General features: G+C 66.8%; 13 protein-coding genes. 1 reads left to right on the top strand and 12 read right to left on the bottom strand.

All coding sequences use genetic code 11. The annotated features are described in order from the left end of the window. Positions 1-28: 28 nt before the first annotated feature. Positions 29-1264, bottom strand: coding sequence for a bifunctional glutamate N-acetyltransferase/amino-acid acetyltransferase ArgJ (argJ, locus tag BLU54_RS14585; protein ID WP_091909810.1), 1236 nt, complete (start codon positions 1262-1264; stop codon positions 29-31). Between the two features lie 140 nt (positions 1265-1404). Beyond that, positions 1405-4230, bottom strand: coding sequence for a preprotein translocase subunit SecA (gene secA / locus BLU54_RS14590; RefSeq protein WP_091909813.1), 2826 nt, complete (start codon positions 4228-4230; stop codon positions 1405-1407). 361 nt (positions 4231-4591) lie between these two features. Between secA and BLU54_RS14595 the strand changes: the two genes are divergently transcribed. Next, on the top strand, positions 4592-5089 hold the full coding sequence (locus tag BLU54_RS14595; protein ID WP_091909817.1) for a DciA family protein: 498 nt from the start codon (positions 4592-4594) through the stop codon (positions 5087-5089). A 435-nt stretch (positions 5090-5524) separates the two neighbouring features. Here the strand turns inward: BLU54_RS14595 and lpxC are convergent, their stop codons facing one another. From lpxC to mraY, 10 genes are all read right to left on the bottom strand, one after another. Continuing rightward, positions 5525-6442 (bottom strand): UDP-3-O-acyl-N-acetylglucosamine deacetylase, encoded by a 918-nt coding sequence (gene lpxC, locus BLU54_RS14600; protein WP_091909820.1) that lies wholly within the window; start codon positions 6440-6442, stop codon positions 5525-5527. 441 nt (positions 6443-6883) lie between these two features. Beyond that, positions 6884-8080, bottom strand: a complete 1197-nt coding sequence (ftsZ, locus tag BLU54_RS14605) for a cell division protein FtsZ (RefSeq protein ID WP_091909824.1) — start codon at positions 8078-8080, stop codon at positions 6884-6886. A 101-nt stretch (positions 8081-8181) separates the two neighbouring features. Continuing rightward, the gene (gene ftsA, locus BLU54_RS14610; protein ID WP_091909827.1) at positions 8182-9414 is read right to left on the bottom strand and encodes a cell division protein FtsA; all 1233 of its coding nucleotides are present in this window, start codon (positions 9412-9414) and stop codon (positions 8182-8184) included. Between the two features lie 17 nt (positions 9415-9431). Beyond that, positions 9432-10187, bottom strand: coding sequence for a cell division protein FtsQ/DivIB (locus BLU54_RS14615; protein ID WP_091909830.1), 756 nt, complete (start codon positions 10185-10187; stop codon positions 9432-9434). 6 nt (positions 10188-10193) lie between these two features. Then, on the bottom strand, positions 10194-11135 hold the full coding sequence (locus tag BLU54_RS14620) for a D-alanine--D-alanine ligase (RefSeq protein WP_091909833.1): 942 nt from the start codon (positions 11133-11135) through the stop codon (positions 10194-10196). Further along, positions 11136-12524 carry a UDP-N-acetylmuramate--L-alanine ligase gene (murC, locus tag BLU54_RS14625; protein ID WP_091909836.1) on the bottom strand — a complete coding sequence of 463 codons (1389 nt, stop codon included), beginning with the start codon at positions 12522-12524 and terminating at the stop codon, positions 11136-11138. Beyond that, entirely contained in the window at positions 12521-13618 is a 1098-nt protein-coding gene (gene murG / locus BLU54_RS14630) for an undecaprenyldiphospho-muramoylpentapeptide beta-N-acetylglucosaminyltransferase (protein WP_091909841.1), read from the bottom strand. Before murG ends, murC begins: the two co-directional genes overlap by 4 nt. Beyond that, positions 13615-14883: a putative lipid II flippase FtsW gene (ftsW, locus tag BLU54_RS14635; protein WP_091909843.1), complete on the bottom strand. Its 1269-nt coding sequence runs from the start codon at positions 14881-14883 to the stop codon at positions 13615-13617. Before ftsW ends, murG begins: the two co-directional genes overlap by 4 nt. Continuing rightward, a complete protein-coding gene (gene murD / locus BLU54_RS14640) occupies positions 14880-16448 on the bottom strand; it encodes a UDP-N-acetylmuramoyl-L-alanine--D-glutamate ligase (RefSeq protein WP_091909846.1) in 1569 nt (522 codons plus the stop codon). Before murD ends, ftsW begins: the two co-directional genes overlap by 4 nt. A 2-nt stretch (positions 16449-16450) precedes the next feature. Next, complete coding sequence (mraY, locus tag BLU54_RS14645; protein ID WP_091909849.1) at positions 16451-17620, bottom strand: phospho-N-acetylmuramoyl-pentapeptide-transferase; 1170 nt, start codon at positions 17618-17620, stop codon at positions 16451-16453. Between the last annotated feature and the right edge of the window lie 15 nt (positions 17621-17635).

Genomic DNA, 17635 nt, shown 5'->3' on the forward strand with positions numbered 1-17635 from the left:
CCGTCGTTCTTGTCTGCGCCGTACCGGTTCAGGACCGGTAGTCGGCGTTGATGCTCACATAGTCATGCGAGAGGTCGCAGGTCCAGACCGTGGCGGACGCGGCGCCGCGTCCGAGTACCACGCGCACGGTGATTTCGCTCTGCTTCATCACCCGCTGCCCGTCCTCCTCTCGATAATCCGGGTTGCGTCCGCCCTTGCGCGCCACCCAGACGTCGTCCAGATACAGATCGATGCCCGCGACGTCGAGATCCTCGATGCCGGCATAGCCGACCGCCGCCAGGATTCGTCCGAGGTTCGGGTCGGACGCATAGAACGCGGTCTTGACCAGCGGCGAATGCGCGATCGCGTACGCGACCTTGCGGCATTCCACGGCATCCCGTCCCTCGTCGACGCGCACGGTGATGAACTTGGTCGCGCCCTCGCCGTCGCGAATGATCAACTGCGCCAGCTCGCGAGAGATCTCGGTGAGCGCCGCGCGCATGGCTTCGTAGGCGGCGCCTTCCGGCTTGTCGATGCGCGGCAGGCTGGCGCGTCCGGTCGCGATCACCACGAAGGAATCGTTGGTCGACGTGTCGCCGTCGATCGAGATGCAGTTGAAGGACTGATCGGCAATTTCCTTGACGAGCGCGTCGAGCACCGACTGCGCGATGGCGGCGTCGGTTGCCACGAAGCCGAGCATGGTCGCCATGTTCGGACGGATCATGCCGGCGCCCTTGCTGATGCCGGTCAGCGTCACCGTGGCGTCGCCGATGCGCACCTGGCGCGACGCCGCCTTCGGCACGGTGTCGGTGGTCATGATCGCCTGCGCGGCGTCGTACCACTGCGCGGGCGCGCGCCGCTCGATCGCGGGCGACAGGCCGGCGATCAGGCGGTCCATCGGCAGCGGTTCGAGAATCACACCGGTCGAGAACGGCAGTACCTGCTGCGGCGCCACGCCAAGACGGGCGGCAGCCTCCTCGCAGGTGCGCCGCGCGTCGGCCAGACCGGTTTCGCCGGTGCCGGCATTTGCGTTGCCGGTATTGATCACCAGCGCGCGAATCGGCCGCGCGGCGGCCTGCGCCAGGTGTTCGCGGCAGACGATGACAGGTGCCGCGCAGAAGCGGTTTTGCGTGAACACGCCCGCGACCGCGGCGCCATCGTCGATGCTGACGACTAGTAAGTCCTTGCGGTTCTGCTTGCGGATGCCGGCCTCGGCCCAGCCCAGGGTGACGCCAGCCACCGGCTGGAGTTGTGCCGCGGTGATCTCAGGGAAGTTGACGGCCATCTCGATTCAGGAGTGACGCGGCAGGCGGAATCCGGCAGGCCGCGGGTGGTTGAGACGGTCCGACGAATCCGCGTCGGCGACGTTGCCGCCGGCACGTGCTCAGCGTCGGACCGAGCGCGCCGGTCGCCCGGCGCTCCGCTTCACGACAGTTTGCCGTGGCACTGCTTGTACTTCTTGCCGCTGCCGCACGGGCAGGGATCGTTGCGGCCGACGCGGTTCGGACCACCGACGGTCGGCGCGCCGTCGTTCGGCAGCGGCGTCTCGTCGAGTTGGGTATAGCTACCCGGTCCGGCCTGCGGCACGGCGAACACGCTCGCACCGCTTTCTTCGGTCGCCTCTTCCGATTCGCCCAACGTATCGGCGTGCTCGAACTGCAGATGCCCGAAATGGGTGCCGCTTTCCTGGATCTGTTCGGCCGCCTCGTCCAGCGCTTCCGGCGACTGGATCTGCACGTTCATCACCACCCGGATCACTTCGAGCTTGATCGCGTCCAGGGTCTGCGAGAACAGTTCGAACGCTTCGCGCTTGTATTCCTGCTTCGGGTTCTTCTGCGCATAGCCGCGCAGATGGATGCCCTGGCGCAGATGGTCGAGCGCGGCCAGATGCTCGCGCCAACGCGTGTCGACGGTCTGCAGCATGATCGAGCGCTCGAACGCGCTGAAGCCTTCGCGGCCAACCATCTCGACCTTCTGCTCGTAGGTCTCGGTGGCCGCCTGCTGCACCTGTTCGAGCAGATCCTCGTCGCTGACGCTCTGCGCCTGCTCGACGTACTCGCTCAGCGCCAGATCGAGCTGCCAGTCGTCGCGCAGCGCGGCTTCGAGCCCGCCCAGGTCCCACTGTTCCTCGATGCTGCCCGCGGGCACGTGCGCGCGCACGACCTCGGCCATCACCGACTCGCGCATCGCGTTGATCGTGTCCGAGATGTCGGAGGCTTCCAGGATCTCGTTGCGCTGCTGGTAGATCACGCGCCGCTGGTCATTCGAGACGTCGTCGTACTCGAGCAACTGCTTGCGGATATCGAAGTTGCGCGCTTCGACCTTGCGTTGCGCGGATTCGATCGAGCGGGTGACGATGCCGGCTTCGATCGCCTCGCCCTCCGGCATCTTCAGCCGGTCCATGATCGCGCGGACACGGTCGCCAGCGAAGATGCGCAGCAGGGGATCGTCCAGTGACAGGAAGAAGCGCGAGGAACCCGGGTCGCCCTGGCGTCCGGCGCGACCGCGCAGCTGGTTGTCGATGCGGCGCGATTCGTGCCGTTCGGTGCCGATGATATGCAGGCCGCCGGCCGCTTTCACCGCGTCGTGCAGCTGCTGCCATTCGTCGTGCAGTTGCTGGACGCGGCGCGCCTTCTCGGCGTCGTCGAGCGAGGCATCCGCCTCGATCAGCGCGGCCTGCTTCTCGACGTTGCCGCCGAGCACGATGTCGGTACCGCGGCCAGCCATGTTGGTCGCGATCGTGATCGCCTTCGGACGCCCGGCCTCGGCGATGATCGCGGCTTCGCGCTCGTGCTGCTTGGCGTTCAGCACCTGGTGCGGCAGCCCTGCCTCGCCGAGCAGCGACGACAGCAGTTCCGAGTTCTCGATCGAGGTGGTGCCCACCAGCACCGGCTGCCCGCGCTCGTAGCACTCGCGGATGTCGACGATGACCGCGTTGTAGCGTTCCTGCGCGGTCTTGTAGATCTGGTCCTGCCGGTCGATCCGCTGTGGCACGCGGTTGGTCGGGATCACGACCGTTTCGAGACGGTAGATTTCCTGGAATTCGAACGCTTCGGTGTCCGCGGTGCCGGTCATGCCGGCCAGCTTCGCGTACATGCGGAAGTAGTTCTGGAAGGTGATCGAGGCCAGCGTCTGGTTCTCGTGCTGGATCTTGACGCCTTCCTTCGCTTCGACTGCCTGGTGCAGACCGTCCGACCAGCGGCGTCCGGACATCAGCCGCCCGGTGAACTCGTCGACGATGATGACCTCGTTGCCCTGCACGACGTAATGCTGGTCGCGATGGAACAGCGTGTGTGCGCGCAACGCCGCGTAGACGTGGTGCATCAACGTGATGTTCTGCGGCGCGTAGAGGCTTTCGCCTTCGCCGATCAGGCCCCACTCGGCAAGCAGTTGCTCCGCCTTCTCGTGGCCGCGCTCGGTCAGGTAGACCTGCCGTGCCTTCTCGTCCAGCGTGTAGTCGCCCGGGACCTCCACGCCGGTGCCGTCCGCCTTTTCCTCGCCGACCTGTCGCTCCAGCAGCGGCGGCAATGCGTTCATGCGCACGTACAGCTCGGTGTGGTCTTCCGCCTGGCCCGAAATGATCAGCGGCGTGCGCGCTTCGTCGATCAGGATCGAGTCGACTTCGTCGACGATCGCGAAATTCAGCGGGCGCTGCACGCGGGCCTCGACCTCGTAGACCATGTTGTCACGAAGGTAGTCGAAGCCGAATTCGTTGTTGGTGCCGTACGTGATGTCGGCCGCATACGCGGCCTGCTTGCCGTCGTGCTCGATGGTCGACAGATTGATGCCGACGCTCAGGCCGAGGAAGCCGTACAACCGGCCCATCCATTCCGCGTCGCGTTGCGCGAGGTAGTCGTTGACCGTCACCACGTGCACGCCGCGGCCCGACAGCGCGTTCAGGTACGCGGCCAGCGTCGCGACCAGCGTCTTGCCTTCGCCGGTGCGCATTTCGCCGATCTTGCCGTAGTGCAGCGCCATGCCGCCGATCAACTGCACGTCGAAGTGGCGCATTTTCAGCACGCGCCGGCTGGCCTCGCGGCACACGGCAAATGCCTCGGGCAACAACGCATCCAACGATTCGCCAGCGGCGACACGCTGCTTGAACTCGTCGGTCTTGGCGCGCAGGGCCGCGTCGTCCAGTTTTTCGATCTGCGGTTCGAGTGCGTTGATCGCGGCAACAGTCTTGCGATACTGCTTGATCAGCCGCTGGTTGCGACTGCCAAAAATTTTCTGGAGAATTCCGGAGATCATCGGAGCGTTATCTGTCCAAGCGCTTGGCACATCGGCGAACCGGACGACCGGTTGCGGCGACGCGCGCTAAAGCGTATCGAAAGCGTACCGAAAGCGGCGTCGATCGGCGCGTGCCTAGGGCTGCCGGAGCGGCCGGCGAATGGGCGATTCTAGCACGCGGCCGGCCTCGCCGAGCCGCGCCGGCCGGCCATTCGCCGGTGCGGGAAGCCGTTATCATGGCGGGAACCGGACGCTGCCGCATCGCGTGTCCTGGCGCCTCGGTCCGCGCGCCGTGCAGCCAAGCGTGGTCCGAACCGCTGCCGATGCGCAGTGTCGTTCACTGTAGCGCGCGCCTTAGCCGCCTTTTCGACCGAGTCCCGACATGTCCCGTCAACCTGCCCGCCCCGCTACCGCACGCCGCCCCACGGCCCGGCGTGCGTCCAAGGGCGCGGCGAAGACCATTGGCGAGGCGTTGGCGGGCAACGATTTCTTCGCGGGCCTGCGCGCCGGCATCGCGCGGCGCGGCCAGATGACCGAACATCTCGACGAGATATTGCCAGGCTATCTGCGTGGCCATGTCGCGCCCGCATCGATACGCGAAGGCACGCTGGTCCTGCTGGCACGTCACAACGCATTGGCGGCGCGCCTGCGTCACCTGGAGCCGCAGTTGGTGGCGGCGCTGGCGAGCCGGGGCTGGGCGGTACGTGCGCTGCGCGTACGCATCGCGCCGCTGCCTCCGGTGCCCGCGCCGCCAGCAAAGCAGGCGCACCTGAGCGCGACCGCGCTGGCCTGCCTGGAATCGTTGACACATGAGCTCGAACCGTCGACGCTGCGCGACGCGCTGGCCCGGATCGTCGCGCGCCACCCGAAGTCGCGCTGAATCGCGGCGCCATGCGTCGACGCGCCGGACAGCGCTTCAACGATGTTCCTCGTGGTGGGCCGCGCGATGAGGTCGTTGCCGGCGCGGCGCCCGCGCCCGCGGCTCACTGCGCCCGGCAGCGCGTGCGAAGGATGCTTGCGTGAGCGGACGCGACGCGGAGGCAACGCGGAGGCAACGCGGGGCAAGGCAGGGCAACGCAGGGTTAGACGGAAACGCGGCGGGAACGCGGCGGAAACCGGCGGGCAGGCGCTGCGCAAACGTGGCGCAAGCGCAGAAAAGCGTACCGGAACGCGCTGGAAAACGCTCCGTAGTGCGGAAGCAATATGGAGGCGGGAAACGCTGCGGCGCGCGGGCCGAGCCGTCGTGTGGCAAGGCGATGCGGCCTGCCCCAGACAGAAACAGGCGCGGCCGCGGGGGCCGCGCCGCAGGTCCGCGTCAGGCGAATGCCATCTGCGGCTCGAACGCGAAACCGCGCGGAGCGGCTTTCACGTCGTCGAAACTGACGATTTCGTAGGCATCGGGCTGCGCGAAGAGATTGCGCAGCAATGCGTTGTTCAAGCCATGCCCCGACTTGTGGGCGGTGTAAGCGCCCAGCAACGGATGGCCAGCGACATACAGGTCGCCGATCGCATCGAGAATCTTGTGTTTGACGAACTCGTCGGCATAACGCAGCCCGTCGTCGTTCAGGATGCGGTATTCGTCGAGGACGATTGCATTGTCCAGGCTGCCGCCGCGCGCCAGACCGAGCTCGCGCATCATCTCGACTTCGTGCGCGAAGCCGAAGGTGCGTGCACGCGCGATCTCGCGCACGTAGGACGCATCGCCGAAATCGATCTCGGCCTGCTGGCCGGTCTTGTCGACGGCCGGGTGGCTGAAGTCGATCGAGAACTTGAGCTTGAAACCGAAGTACGGGTCCAACCGCGCGAACTTGTCGCCTTCTCGTGCCTCGACCGGACGCTTCACCTTGATGAAGCGCTTCGGTGCGTTCAATTCCTCGATACCGGCGGACTGCAGCAGGAACACGAAGGTCCCGGCGCTGCCGTCCATGATCGGGATTTCCTCGGCCGTCACATCGACATACAGGTTGTCGATGCCCAGGCCCGCCGCAGCAGACATCAGATGCTCGATCGTCGACACGCGCGCGCCATCCTTCTGCAGCACGGAAGCGAGCCGCGTATCCCCGATCGACGCAGCGTTCACCGGAATTTCGACCACCGGGTCGAGATCCGTACGGGCGAAGACGATCCCAGCGTCGGCCGGTGCCGGACGCAGGGTAAGTTCAACCTTGCGCCCCGAATGCAGGCCGATGCCTACAGTCTTCACGATCGTCTTGATGCTGCGCTGCTTCAACATGGATAGAAAATCCTAATCGTTATTCTAATTTCATAGCGCGAATTATAGCAAAACCGGAAAAGGCCGCCGTATCAATCTGTTTCGTGTTGTTACCTGAACACGCGGCCGCCCCGGTACAGCGGAGGCGACTGTACCGGACACGGACGCGCGGTGTCGAGAAAGCGACACCCTTCTGCCCCATTCCCCGGGGACTCGGGCCAGACATACGGCTCAATCCATCCATTGCACTTCGATGCGACGCACAAATCCGCGCCTGCCCTGCCCGGGGCTGACGAAGACTGTCCCTCGTACGACGGTGGCTTGACACTCTGCTCGTCGTTCGAAGGCACGCCACCGGTCGTGCGGCGAAGCGCCGCGCGCGCGGCCTGCTGGTCAGAGCAAGCTGCGTGCCGCGCTGCACCATGCAACCGGTTCAAGGTGCGTTGACGGACCGGCCTCTTCTCAGTCGGCCTGCTTGCGCAGGAACGCCGGAATGTCGTACGTGTCGACGCCCTTCTCCTGCAGAGCCGCCACGTGCGCCGAGGCCGTCTCGCGCGAGTTGCGCCATACCGCCGGCGTGTCCAGCGAGCCGTATTCGGCATTGCCCGCGTTCTGCGCCGCGGCCGGTGCATGATGATTGCCGATCGGCGTGTTGTCCGTGCCCGTGCGCAGCAGCGTCATCGGTGCCGCGGCCTGTGCCTTCTTGCCAGCACGGCCCAGACCCGTCGCCACCACCGTCACGCGCAGCGCGTCGCCCATCGCATCGTCGTACACCGTACCGAAAATCACCGTGGCGTCGTCGGCGGCGTAGCTCTTGATGGTGTTCATCACTTCGCGCGTTTCGGACAGACGCAGCGAGCGGCTCGCCGTGATGTTCACCAGCACGCCGCGCGCGCCCGACAGATCGACACCTTCCAGCAACGGGCTGGCGACTGCCTGCTCGGCCGCGAGCCTGGCGCGGTCGACACCGCCAACCGTCGCGGTGCCCATCATCGCCTTGCCCTGCTCGCCCATCACCGTCTTGACGTCCTCGAAGTCGACGTTGACCAGACCATCGACATTGATGATCTCGGCGATGCCGGCCACCGCGTTGTGCAGCACGTCGTCGGCGCACTGGAAGCACTTGTCCATCTCGGCGTCGTCGCCCATCACCGCGAACAGCCGGTCGTTGAGCACGACGATCAGCGAATCGACATGGTCCTCGAGTTGCTGCGCGCCGGCTTCGGCCACCCGCATGCGCTTGCCGCCTTCGAATTCGAACGGCTTGGACACCACGCCCACGGTCAGGATGCCCATGTCCTTCGCAACCTGCGCGACGATCGGCGCCGCACCGGTGCCGGTGCCGCCGCCCATGCCGGCGGTGATGAAGACCATGTGCGCGCCGCGCAGCGCGTCGGCGATGCGTTCCTCGGCTTCCTCGGCCGCGGCGCGCCCCATCTCGGGCTTCGCGCCGGCACCCAGCCCGGTCTTGCCGAGCTGGATCACGGCGGACGCCTTCGAGCGCGCCAACGCCTGCGCATCGGTGTTCATGACGACGAATTCGACGCCCTGCACGCCGCGATCGATCATGTGCTGAACGGCATTGCCGCCCGCGCCGCCAACGCCGACAACCTTGATGACGGTGCCGTTGGTTTCGGTTTCCAGCATTTCAAAGTCCATTTTTGCCTCCGTAGCAAACTAAAAGTGCGTCTTTGCGGAACACGGCCGGGTCGGATCGGGCAATCCGCCGTACCGCGCGCTCGCGCGACGCCGAGCGTGAATCAAAAATTACCTACGAACCAGTCCTTCATGCGCTGCCAGACCTGCCCCATCGAACCGGTCTGGACAGCCACCTTGCGTCCCCGTGAACGCTGCGCATGTGCTTCGCGCACCAATCCCATTGCCGTCGAGAAGCGCGGATTGCGCACCACGTCGGCCAGGCCACCGCTGTAATCGGGCAGTCCCAGCCGCACCGGCTTCAGGAAAATGTCCTCGCCCAGCTCCACCATGCCGGGCATCATCGCGGCGCCGCCGGTCAGTACGATTCCGGAGGAAAGCAACTCCTCGTAGCCGGACTCGCGCACGACCTGCTGCACCAGCGAAAACAATTCTTCAACGCGCGGTTCGACCACCGCCGCCAATGCCTGCCGGGACAGCGTGCGCGGTCCGCGCTCGCCGAGCCCCGGCACCTCGATCATTTCGTCCGGGTCGGCCAGCGCCTGCTTCGCGATGCCGTGCGCGACCTTGATGTCCTCCGCGTCCGGCGTCGGCGTGCGCAGCGCCATCGCCACGTCGCTGGTGATCTGGTCGCCGGCGATCGGAATCACCGCCGTGTGGCGGATCGCGCCTTCGCTGAAGATCGCGATGTCGGTCGTGCCGCCGCCGATGTCCACCAGCACCACGCCCAGTTCGCGCTCGTCCTCGGTCAGCACCGCGAGGCTCGACGCGAGCGGCTGCAGCACCAGATCGTTCACTTCCAGGCCGCAGCGGCGCACGCACTTGACGATGTTCTGTGCCGCCGAGACCGCGCCGGTCACGATGTGTACCTTGACCTCCAGTCGGATGCCGCTCATGCCGATCGGCTCGCGCACGTCCTCCTGACCGTCGATGATGAATTCCTGCGTCAGGATGTGCAGCACCTGCTGGTCGGTCGGGATGTTGATCGCCTTGGCCGTCTCGATCACGCGCGCCACGTCCGTCTGCGTGACTTCCTTCTCCTTGATCGCGACCATCCCGCTCGAATTGAAGCTGCGGATATGGCTGCCGGCGATGCCGGTGAAGACGTTCGTGATCTTGCAGTCGGCCATCAGCTCGGCTTCCTCGAGCGCGCGCTGGATCGACTGGACGGTCGCCTCGATGTTGACGACGACACCCTTCTTCAGTCCTTTCGACTCGCTTTGGCCAAGGCCGATCACCTCGTAGCGACCCTCGCCACGCGGTTCGGCGACGATCGCAACGACCTTCGACGTACCGATGTCGAGCGCCACCAACAAATCTTTCGAGTCTTTACTCATCGCGTCTTTCGCTACCGTTATTTTTTAGCCGCTTTCGGATCATTGATGAAACGCAGGCTCGCCGAACGGATGGCAATGCCGTTCGTGTAGCGCAGGTCCGCGTACTCGATGTCCTTCCCCCAGCGTTGTACTGCCTGCGGCCAGGCCTTCACCAGGCGCTGACTGCGGTCGTCGAGCGTCGACGGGCCGCGCTCGCGGCCCAGTTCGACCTGCGTGCCGTTCGACAGGCGCACGCTCCACGCATAGCGCGGCGACAGCACGACTTCGTCCGGCTCCGCGCCCATCGGCGCGAACCACTTGCGGAAGTCGCGGTAGCGCGCCGCCACGATCTGCTCGCTGCCCGGCGGACCATAGAACGTCGGCAGATCCTCGTCGGCCTCCGCCTGATTCGCGGTGAACAGTTCTCCGTCGACGCTCACCAGTTGGTCGTCGTCGCCCCACGTCGCGAGCGGCCGGTATTCCTCCAGCGTCACGGCGAGCGCGTCGGGCCAGACGCGCCGCACGCTTGCGCGGCGGATCCATGGCATCGACTCGAACAGCTTGCGCGCGCCATCCAGATCGACGGTAAAGAAGTTGCCGCGCAGTTGCCCGATCATCGTCGCACGGACGGTCGGTTCGTTCACGTGCATCGTCTCGCCTTCGACCAGAATCTGCCGGATGTTGAACATCGGACGTTGCGCCAGCCAGTAACCGCCCGCGCCCAGCATGGCGAGCAGCGCCGCAGCGCTCAGCGCGCTGGCGGCGAGGTTCAACTGACGGACGTTGCTCCACATGGCGGCTCAGTCCTTCGGCAGCGTCGCCGCGAGAATCATCACGACGAGGTCCGCGTAATCGATGCCGACCGCGCGCGCCGCCTTCGGCGGCAGCGAATGGTCCGTCATGCCCGGCGCGGTGTTGAGCTCCAGGAAATAGATCCGTCCCTCACGGTCGACCATGAAGTCGGCGCGGCCCCAGCTCGTGCAGCCAAGCGCATCGAATGCGCGTCGCGTCAGCTCGCCGGCCAGGGCTTCCTGTTCGGCCGACAGACCGCTCGGAATCAGATACTGCGTGTCGTCCGCGATGTACTTCGCGTGATAGTCGTAGAACTCGCCGGCCGGCACGATCCGAATGATCGGCAACGCCACGTCGCCCACCAGCGTCAGCGTGTATTCGCCGCCCTCGATGCTCTGCTCGACCAGCACCACCTTGTCGGCGCGCGCGGCCTCGGCCAGCGCCGGCGCCAATTGCGCCTGCTGGCTGACCTTGAACACGCCGACGCTCGATCCCTCGGTCGCCGGCTTGACGAACAGCGGCAGGCCCAGCTCGGCCACGATCGCGTCCGCGCGCTGCGCGTAGTCCTCGCCACGGAACACCGTACGATACGGCGGCGTCGGCACGCCGCACTGCTGCCAGATCAGCTTCGTGCGGAACTTGTCCATGCCGAGCGCCGAGCCGAGCACGCCGGTGCCGGTGTACGGAATGCCGAGGAATTCGAGCGCGCCCTGGATCGTGCCGTTCTCGCCATAGCCACCGTGCAGCGCGTTGAACGCGCGCGCGAAGCCCTGCTCCTTGAGCGCGAACAGCGGCGTTTCCGCGGGGTCGAACGCATGCGCGTCGACGCCCTTCGCACGCAACGCCTCGAGCACGAGCGTGCCGGACTTCAGCGACACTTCGCGTTCGGCGGACACGCCACCCAGCAAGACCGCGACCTTGCCGAACCGGGCCGGATCGACCTGAACCATTTACTGCATCTCCTTGAGCAATCTGTGCGGCACGCCGCCGACCGAGCCGGCGCCCATCGTGATAACCACGTCGCCATCCTGGGCGATGCGCCGGATCGCGTCCGGCAACGCCTCGACCGTTTCGACGAATACCGGTTCCACCTTGCCGGCAACGCGCACGGCGCGCGCCAGCGCGCGCCCGTCGGCCGCCACGATCGGCGCTTCGCCGGCCGGGTACACGTCGGTCAGCGCCAGCGCATCGACGCGCGACAGCACATCGACGAAGTCTTCGAAACAGTCGCGGGTGCGCGTGTAGCGGTGTGGCTGGAAGGCCAGGACCAACCGGCGGTCGGGAAACGCGCCACGCGCGGCGTCGATCGTGGCCGCCATCTCGACCGGATGGTGGCCGTAGTCGTCGATCAGCGTGAAGTGGCCGCCGTTCTCGCACGGCAGTTCGCCGAAACGTTGGAAACGTCGACCCACCCCGTTGAATTCGAGTAGCGCGCGCTGGATGGCCTGGTCAGGCACTTCCAGCTCGGTCGCGATCGCGATCGCGGCCAGTGCGTTCTGCACGTTGTGGCGGCCCGGCAGGTTCAGCACGATCTGCAGCGGCGCCGCGCGTTCGCGCAGCACCATGAAGCGCATCTGCTGCCCGTCGGCCACCACGTCGATGGCGCGCACCTGTGCGTCCTCCGCGAAGCCGTAGCGCACCACCGGCTTGGATACAAACGGCAGGATCTCGCGCACGCTGGGATCGTCGACGCACAGCACCGCGATGCCGTAGAACGGCAGGCGCTTGGTGAAGTCGACGAAGGCCTGCTTCAGTCGCGCGAAGTCGTGCCCATACGTGTCCATGTGATCGGCGTCGATGTTCGTGACGACTTCGATGACCGGGAACAGGTTGAGGAACGAGGCGTCCGACTCGTCGGCCTCGGCGACGATGAAGTCGCCGGTGCCAAGCCGCGCGTTCGCGCCGGCGCTGGTCAGGCGGCCGCCGATCACGAAGGTCGGATCGAGCTCGCCCTCGGCCAGCACGGAGGCCACCAGACTGGTGGTGGTGGTCTTGCCGTGCGTGCCGGCGATCGCGATGCCCTGCTTCAGGCGCATCAGTTCGGCCAGCATCACCGCGCGCGGCACGATCGGAATGCGCGCATGACGGGCGGCGCGCACTTCGGGATTGTCGTGGCTGACCGCGCTCGAAATCACCACGACGTCCGCGCCCTCGACATTGGCGGCATCGTGGCCGAACGCGACCGTCGCGCCCAGCGCGCTGAGCCGCTCGGTGGCCGGGCTGGCGCCGAGGTCCGAGCCGCTCACCGCATAGCCCTGCGTGAGCAGCACCTCGGCGATGCCGCTCATGCCGACGCCGCCGATGCCGACGAAATGGATGTTCTTGACGATATGTTTCATGACTGTCTCAGCGGAACGGCACAGGCCTCGCACACGTCCGCGACCTGATCGGTCGCGTCGGGCTTGGCCAGCGCACGTGCGCGGCTCGCCATCGTGGCGAGCGTCGCGCGATCATGGCTCGCGAGCCAGTCGGCCAGCCGCGCGACATCGAGGTCGCGCTGCTGGATGAGGTCGGCCGCGCCGTTGTCGACCAGGAAGCGGGCGTTGTGGGTCTGGTGGTCGTCGACCGCGAACGGGAACGGCACGAACAGCGCGGCGACGCCAGCGGCAGCGATCTCCGCCACCGTCATTGCGCCCGAACGGCAGACCACCACATCCGCAGCGCCGTAGGCTTCGCTCATGTCGTTGATGAACGGCACCAGACGCACCGCCGGATCGTCGGTACGAAAGCCGGCCCGCTCGTAGTTCGCGCTCAGCGCGGCCATGTGCTTGGCGCCGGCCTGATGGGTGACTTCGAAGTCGACGCGGCCACGCAACAGCGCGAGCGCCTGCGGCACCTTCTCGTTGAGGGCGGCGGCGCCGAGACTGCCGCCGACCACCAGGATGCGCAGCGCACCGGTGCGCGCGCCATAGCGGTGTACCGGCTCCGGCAATGCGGCCAGGCTGCCGCGGATCGGATTGCCGGTCCACAATGCGCCGGGCAAGGCATCCGGAAACGCCACGAGAACGCGCCGCGCGAGCTTCGCCAGCACCCGGTTGGCCAGTCCGGCGATCGAATTCTGCTCGTGCAGCACCAATGGACGGCCGCTCAGCGCGGTCATCAAGCCCGCCGGAAACGTGATGTATCCGCCCATCCCCAGCACCACGTCGGGACGCACGGCGCGCAGCACCCGGCCGCTGTCGCGCAGCGCGCGCAGCAGCCGCAGCGGCAGCAGCAGCTTCGTGCTGAGGCCCTTGCCACGCACGCCGCCAAAGCGGACGAACTGGATCGGCACGCCGTGGCGCGGCACCAGATCGGCTTCCATGCCGTTCGGGTTGCCGAGCCAGACCACGCGCCAGCCGCGCTCGCGCATGCGCTCGGCGACAGCCAGCCCCGGGAAGACATGCCCCCCGGTGCCGCCCGCCATCACCAGCAACGTGCGCGCAACACTCATGAACGTGCTCCCCGCATCAGGCGGCGATTCTCGAAATCGACCCGCAACAGCACCGCGATCGACACGCAGTTGAGCAGGATGCCCGAACCGCCGTAACTCACCAGCGGCAGCGTCAGTCCCTTGGTCGGCAGCAGACCGAGGTTCACGCCCATGTTGATGAACGCCTGCGCGCCGACCCACAGGCCGATGCCCTTCGCCACCAGTCCCGCGAACGTGCGATCGAGCGCCAGCGCCTGCCGGCCGATCTCGAACGCGCGCCGCACGATCCAGTAGAACAGCAGGATCACGATCATCACGCCGACGAAGCCCAGTTCCTCGCCGATCACCGCCAGGATGAAGTCGGTGTGCGCCTCGGGCAGATAGTTGAGCTTCTCGACGCTGTTGCCGAGTCCGACGCCGAACCATTCGCCGCGACCGAACGCGATCAGCGAGTGCGTGAGCTGGTACGCCTTGCCCTGCGCATAGGCTTCGTTCCAGGGATCCAGATACGCGAAGATCCGCTCGCGCCGCCACGGCGAGAGCCAGATCAACAGGCTGAAGGTGCCGACCGCGGTCAATACGAGACCGCCGAACAGCTTGCCGTTCACGTTGCCCAGGAACAGCAGGCCCATCGCGATCGCGGCGATGACCAGGAACGCGCCCATGTCCGGTTCGAGCAGCAACAGCGCGCCGACCACGCCGACGGCGATCGCCATCGGCAGGAAGCCCCGGCCGAAGCTGTGCATGTGTGCCTGCTTGCGCACCGTGTAGTTGGCCGCATACAGCGTGACCGCCAGCTTCATGATCTCCGACGGCTGCATGTTGATCAGGATCAGCGGAATCCAGCGCCGCGCGCCGTTCACGCCCTTGCCGATGTGCGGAACCAGCACGATGATCAGCAGCAGCAGCGCAAACAGGAAGAAGCGCGGCGCCATCTTGTCCCAGGTCTTGATCGGCACCCGGAAGGCGATCAGGCCGCCGACCAAGCCGACGACGAGCGACAGGCAGTGTCGGATCAGGAAGTAGGCCTTCGAGTACGACGCGTATTTCGGCGAGTCGGGCATCGCGACCGACGCGGAATACACCATCACCAGACCGAGGGCGAGCAGCCCGATCACCACCCACAGCAGCGGCTGGTCGAAGTCGAGCATGCGCGAGCGGCTCGGCCGCACCGCGCTCACGGCGCTGGACAGGCCGCTCATGCCGCCGCCAAAGGTGACCGGCTTTTCGGCCGCCCCGTCGCCGTCGCCGCCGAAGCGCTTGAACACCGCGCGCAGGCCTTTCATAGCATCACTCCCATTTCGGCAGCATGCTCGGCCACGGCCGAGCGAAACACGTCCGCGCGATGCGCGTAACTCTTGAACATATCGAAGCTCGCGCAGGCCGGCGACATCAGCACGGCCTCGCCGGCGGTGGCGACAGCCGCGGCGGCGGCCACGGCGGCTTCCAGACTGTCGCAAGCCTGCTGCGCGACCCCGGTCGCCGACAGCGCCGCGCCGATCGCCGCGCCGTCCCGACCGATCAGGAACACGCCACGGCAGACGTCCTGCACCGCGGGCGCGAGCGGCGAGAAGTCTTGGCCCTTGCCGTCGCCGCCGGCGATCAGCCAGACCGGACGGCCCAGTCCCGCCAGCGCCGCCACGGTGGCGCCGACATTGGTGCCCTTGCTGTCGTCGATGTAGTCGACACCGTCGAGCGTCGCGATCAGTTGCACGCGATGCGGCTCGCCGGCATAGGTGCGCAAGCCGTGCAGCAACGCGGCGAGCGGCAGGCCGATCGCCTGGGCCAGTGCCAGCGCCGCCTGCGCATTGAGCGCGTTGTGCCGGCCGCGGACCAGCAGCGCGTCGACCGGCATCAGACGACGCAATTCACACGATTCGCACGGCGCCGCGGCTTCCGGCGCCTGGCTGCCGCGCCGGCGCCGCTTGGTGGTTTCGGGCGCGTCCTCGACCGCCACCGCCTGGGCCAGCCATGCGACGCCGCCCTCTTCGACGATGCCGAAATCGCCGGCACGCGACGGCGCGTCGCTGCCGAACGTGACGCAGGGCACCTCCGGCTGGGCGAAGCCGCGCGCGGCCGCGTCGTCACGGCACAGCACGCGCAACGTGGTGGCGCCAAAGATCCGGCCCTTGGCACGCCGGTAGGCGTCGAAGTCGCCGTGCCAGTCGAGATGGTCCTGCGTGACGTTGAGAATCGCTGCCGCATCCGGCGCGAAGGTCTGCGTCGATTCGAGCTGAAAGCTCGACGCTTCCACCACCCACACGTCGGGCAGCGTGCCGGCGTCGTCGGCGTCGGCCAGCCGATCGAGCAGCGCGGGACTGATGTTGCCCGCCAGCGCGACACTGCGGCCGGCATGGGCGGCCAGGCGCGCCACCATCGAACACGTGGTGGTTTTGCCGTTCGTGCCCGTCACCGCGAGTACGCGCGGACGATACGGCGCGTCCGGCTCGGCGGCCCTGGCGCGCAGCGCCTGCGCGAAGAACTCGAACTCGCCCCACACCGGGATGCCACGCAAGCGCGCCTCGGCGAGCAGACTGGCCGTGCCGTCGGCGAGCGGCGACAGGCCCGGGCTCAGCGCGACCAGGGCGATGTCATCGAGCAGTCCCGCCGCGAACGGCCCGGCCACGAATGCGCTGTCCGTCGCTTCCGCGGACGCCACGCGCGACTCGAACGCGGCCAGCATCGGGGGCGCCTCGCGCGTGTCGGCCGCGCGCACGCGGCAGCCGTGGCGCAGGCACCAGCGCGCCATCGCCAGCCCGGATTCGCCCAGGCCGAGCACCAGCACAAACGGCCGCTCCAGCGCGCCGAAAGGCGACACGGTGACTACGGACGGGAGGGTCGGATGCGCCATGTTCATCGCAGCTTCAGCGTCGACAGACCGATCAGCACCAGGATCAACGTAATGATCCAGAAGCGCACGACGACCTGCGTTTCCTTCCAGCCGGAAAGCTCGAAGTGGTGATGCAGCGGCGCCATCTTGAAAACGCGACGGCCTTCGCCGAAGCAGCGCTTGGTGAATTTGAACCAGCCGACCTGCAGCATCACCGACAGCGTCTCGGCGACGAACACGCCGCCCATCACGGACAGCACGATTTCCTGGCGCACGATGACCGCCACGGTGCCCAGGCCGCCGCCAAGCGCGAGCGCGCCGACGTCGCCCATGAACACCTGCGCCGGATGCGTGTTGTACCAAAGGAAGGCCAGCCCGGCGCCGGCCATCGCGGAGCAGAAGATCAACAGTTCACCCGCGCCGGGAATGTGCGGGAACAGCAGGTAGCGCGAGTACACCGCGCTGCCCATCACGTATGCGAACACACCGAGCGCCGAGCCGACCAGCACGACCGGCATGATCACCAGCCCGTCCAGGCCGTCGGTGAGATTCACCGCGTTGCTGGAGCCGACGATCACCAGATAGGTCAGCACCACGAAGCCGAGCAGGCCGAGCGGATAGCTGATCGATTTGACGAACGGCAACAACAGGTCCGCGCGCGCCGGGAGGGTCAACGGCCAGCCACTGTGGATCCAGTCCATGAAGGTGGCGAACACGTGCGTGTTGTTGGTCTGCGAGACCGAGAACGCCAGGTAGACCGCCGCGAACAGACCGATCAGCGACTGCCAGAAATACTTCTCGCGCGAGGACATGCCGCGCGGATCCTTGTAGACCACCTTGCGATAGTCGTCGACCCAGCCGATCGCGCCGAAGCCGAACGTGACCAGCAGCACGATCCAGATGAAGCGGTTCGTCAGGTCGGCCCATAGCAGCGTCGCAATCGCGATGCCGATCAGAATCAGCACGCCGCCCATCGTCGGCGTGCCCGATTTGACCAGATGCGTCTGCGGTCCGTCTCTGCGCACGGCTTGACCTACCTTCATTGCGGTCAGTTTCCGGATCACGGCCGGGCCCAATACCAGGCCGAACAGCAAGGCGGTGATGGTGGCCATCACCGCACGGAAAGTCAGATAGCTGAACACACGCAAATAGCTCACATCTGCCTGCAGCCATTGCGCCAGCGCCAAAAGCATTGTTTCGTACCTTCT

The organism is Chitinasiproducens palmae (assembly GCF_900095735.1).
Lineage (GTDB): Bacteria > Pseudomonadota > Gammaproteobacteria > Burkholderiales > Burkholderiaceae > Chitinasiproducens > Chitinasiproducens palmae.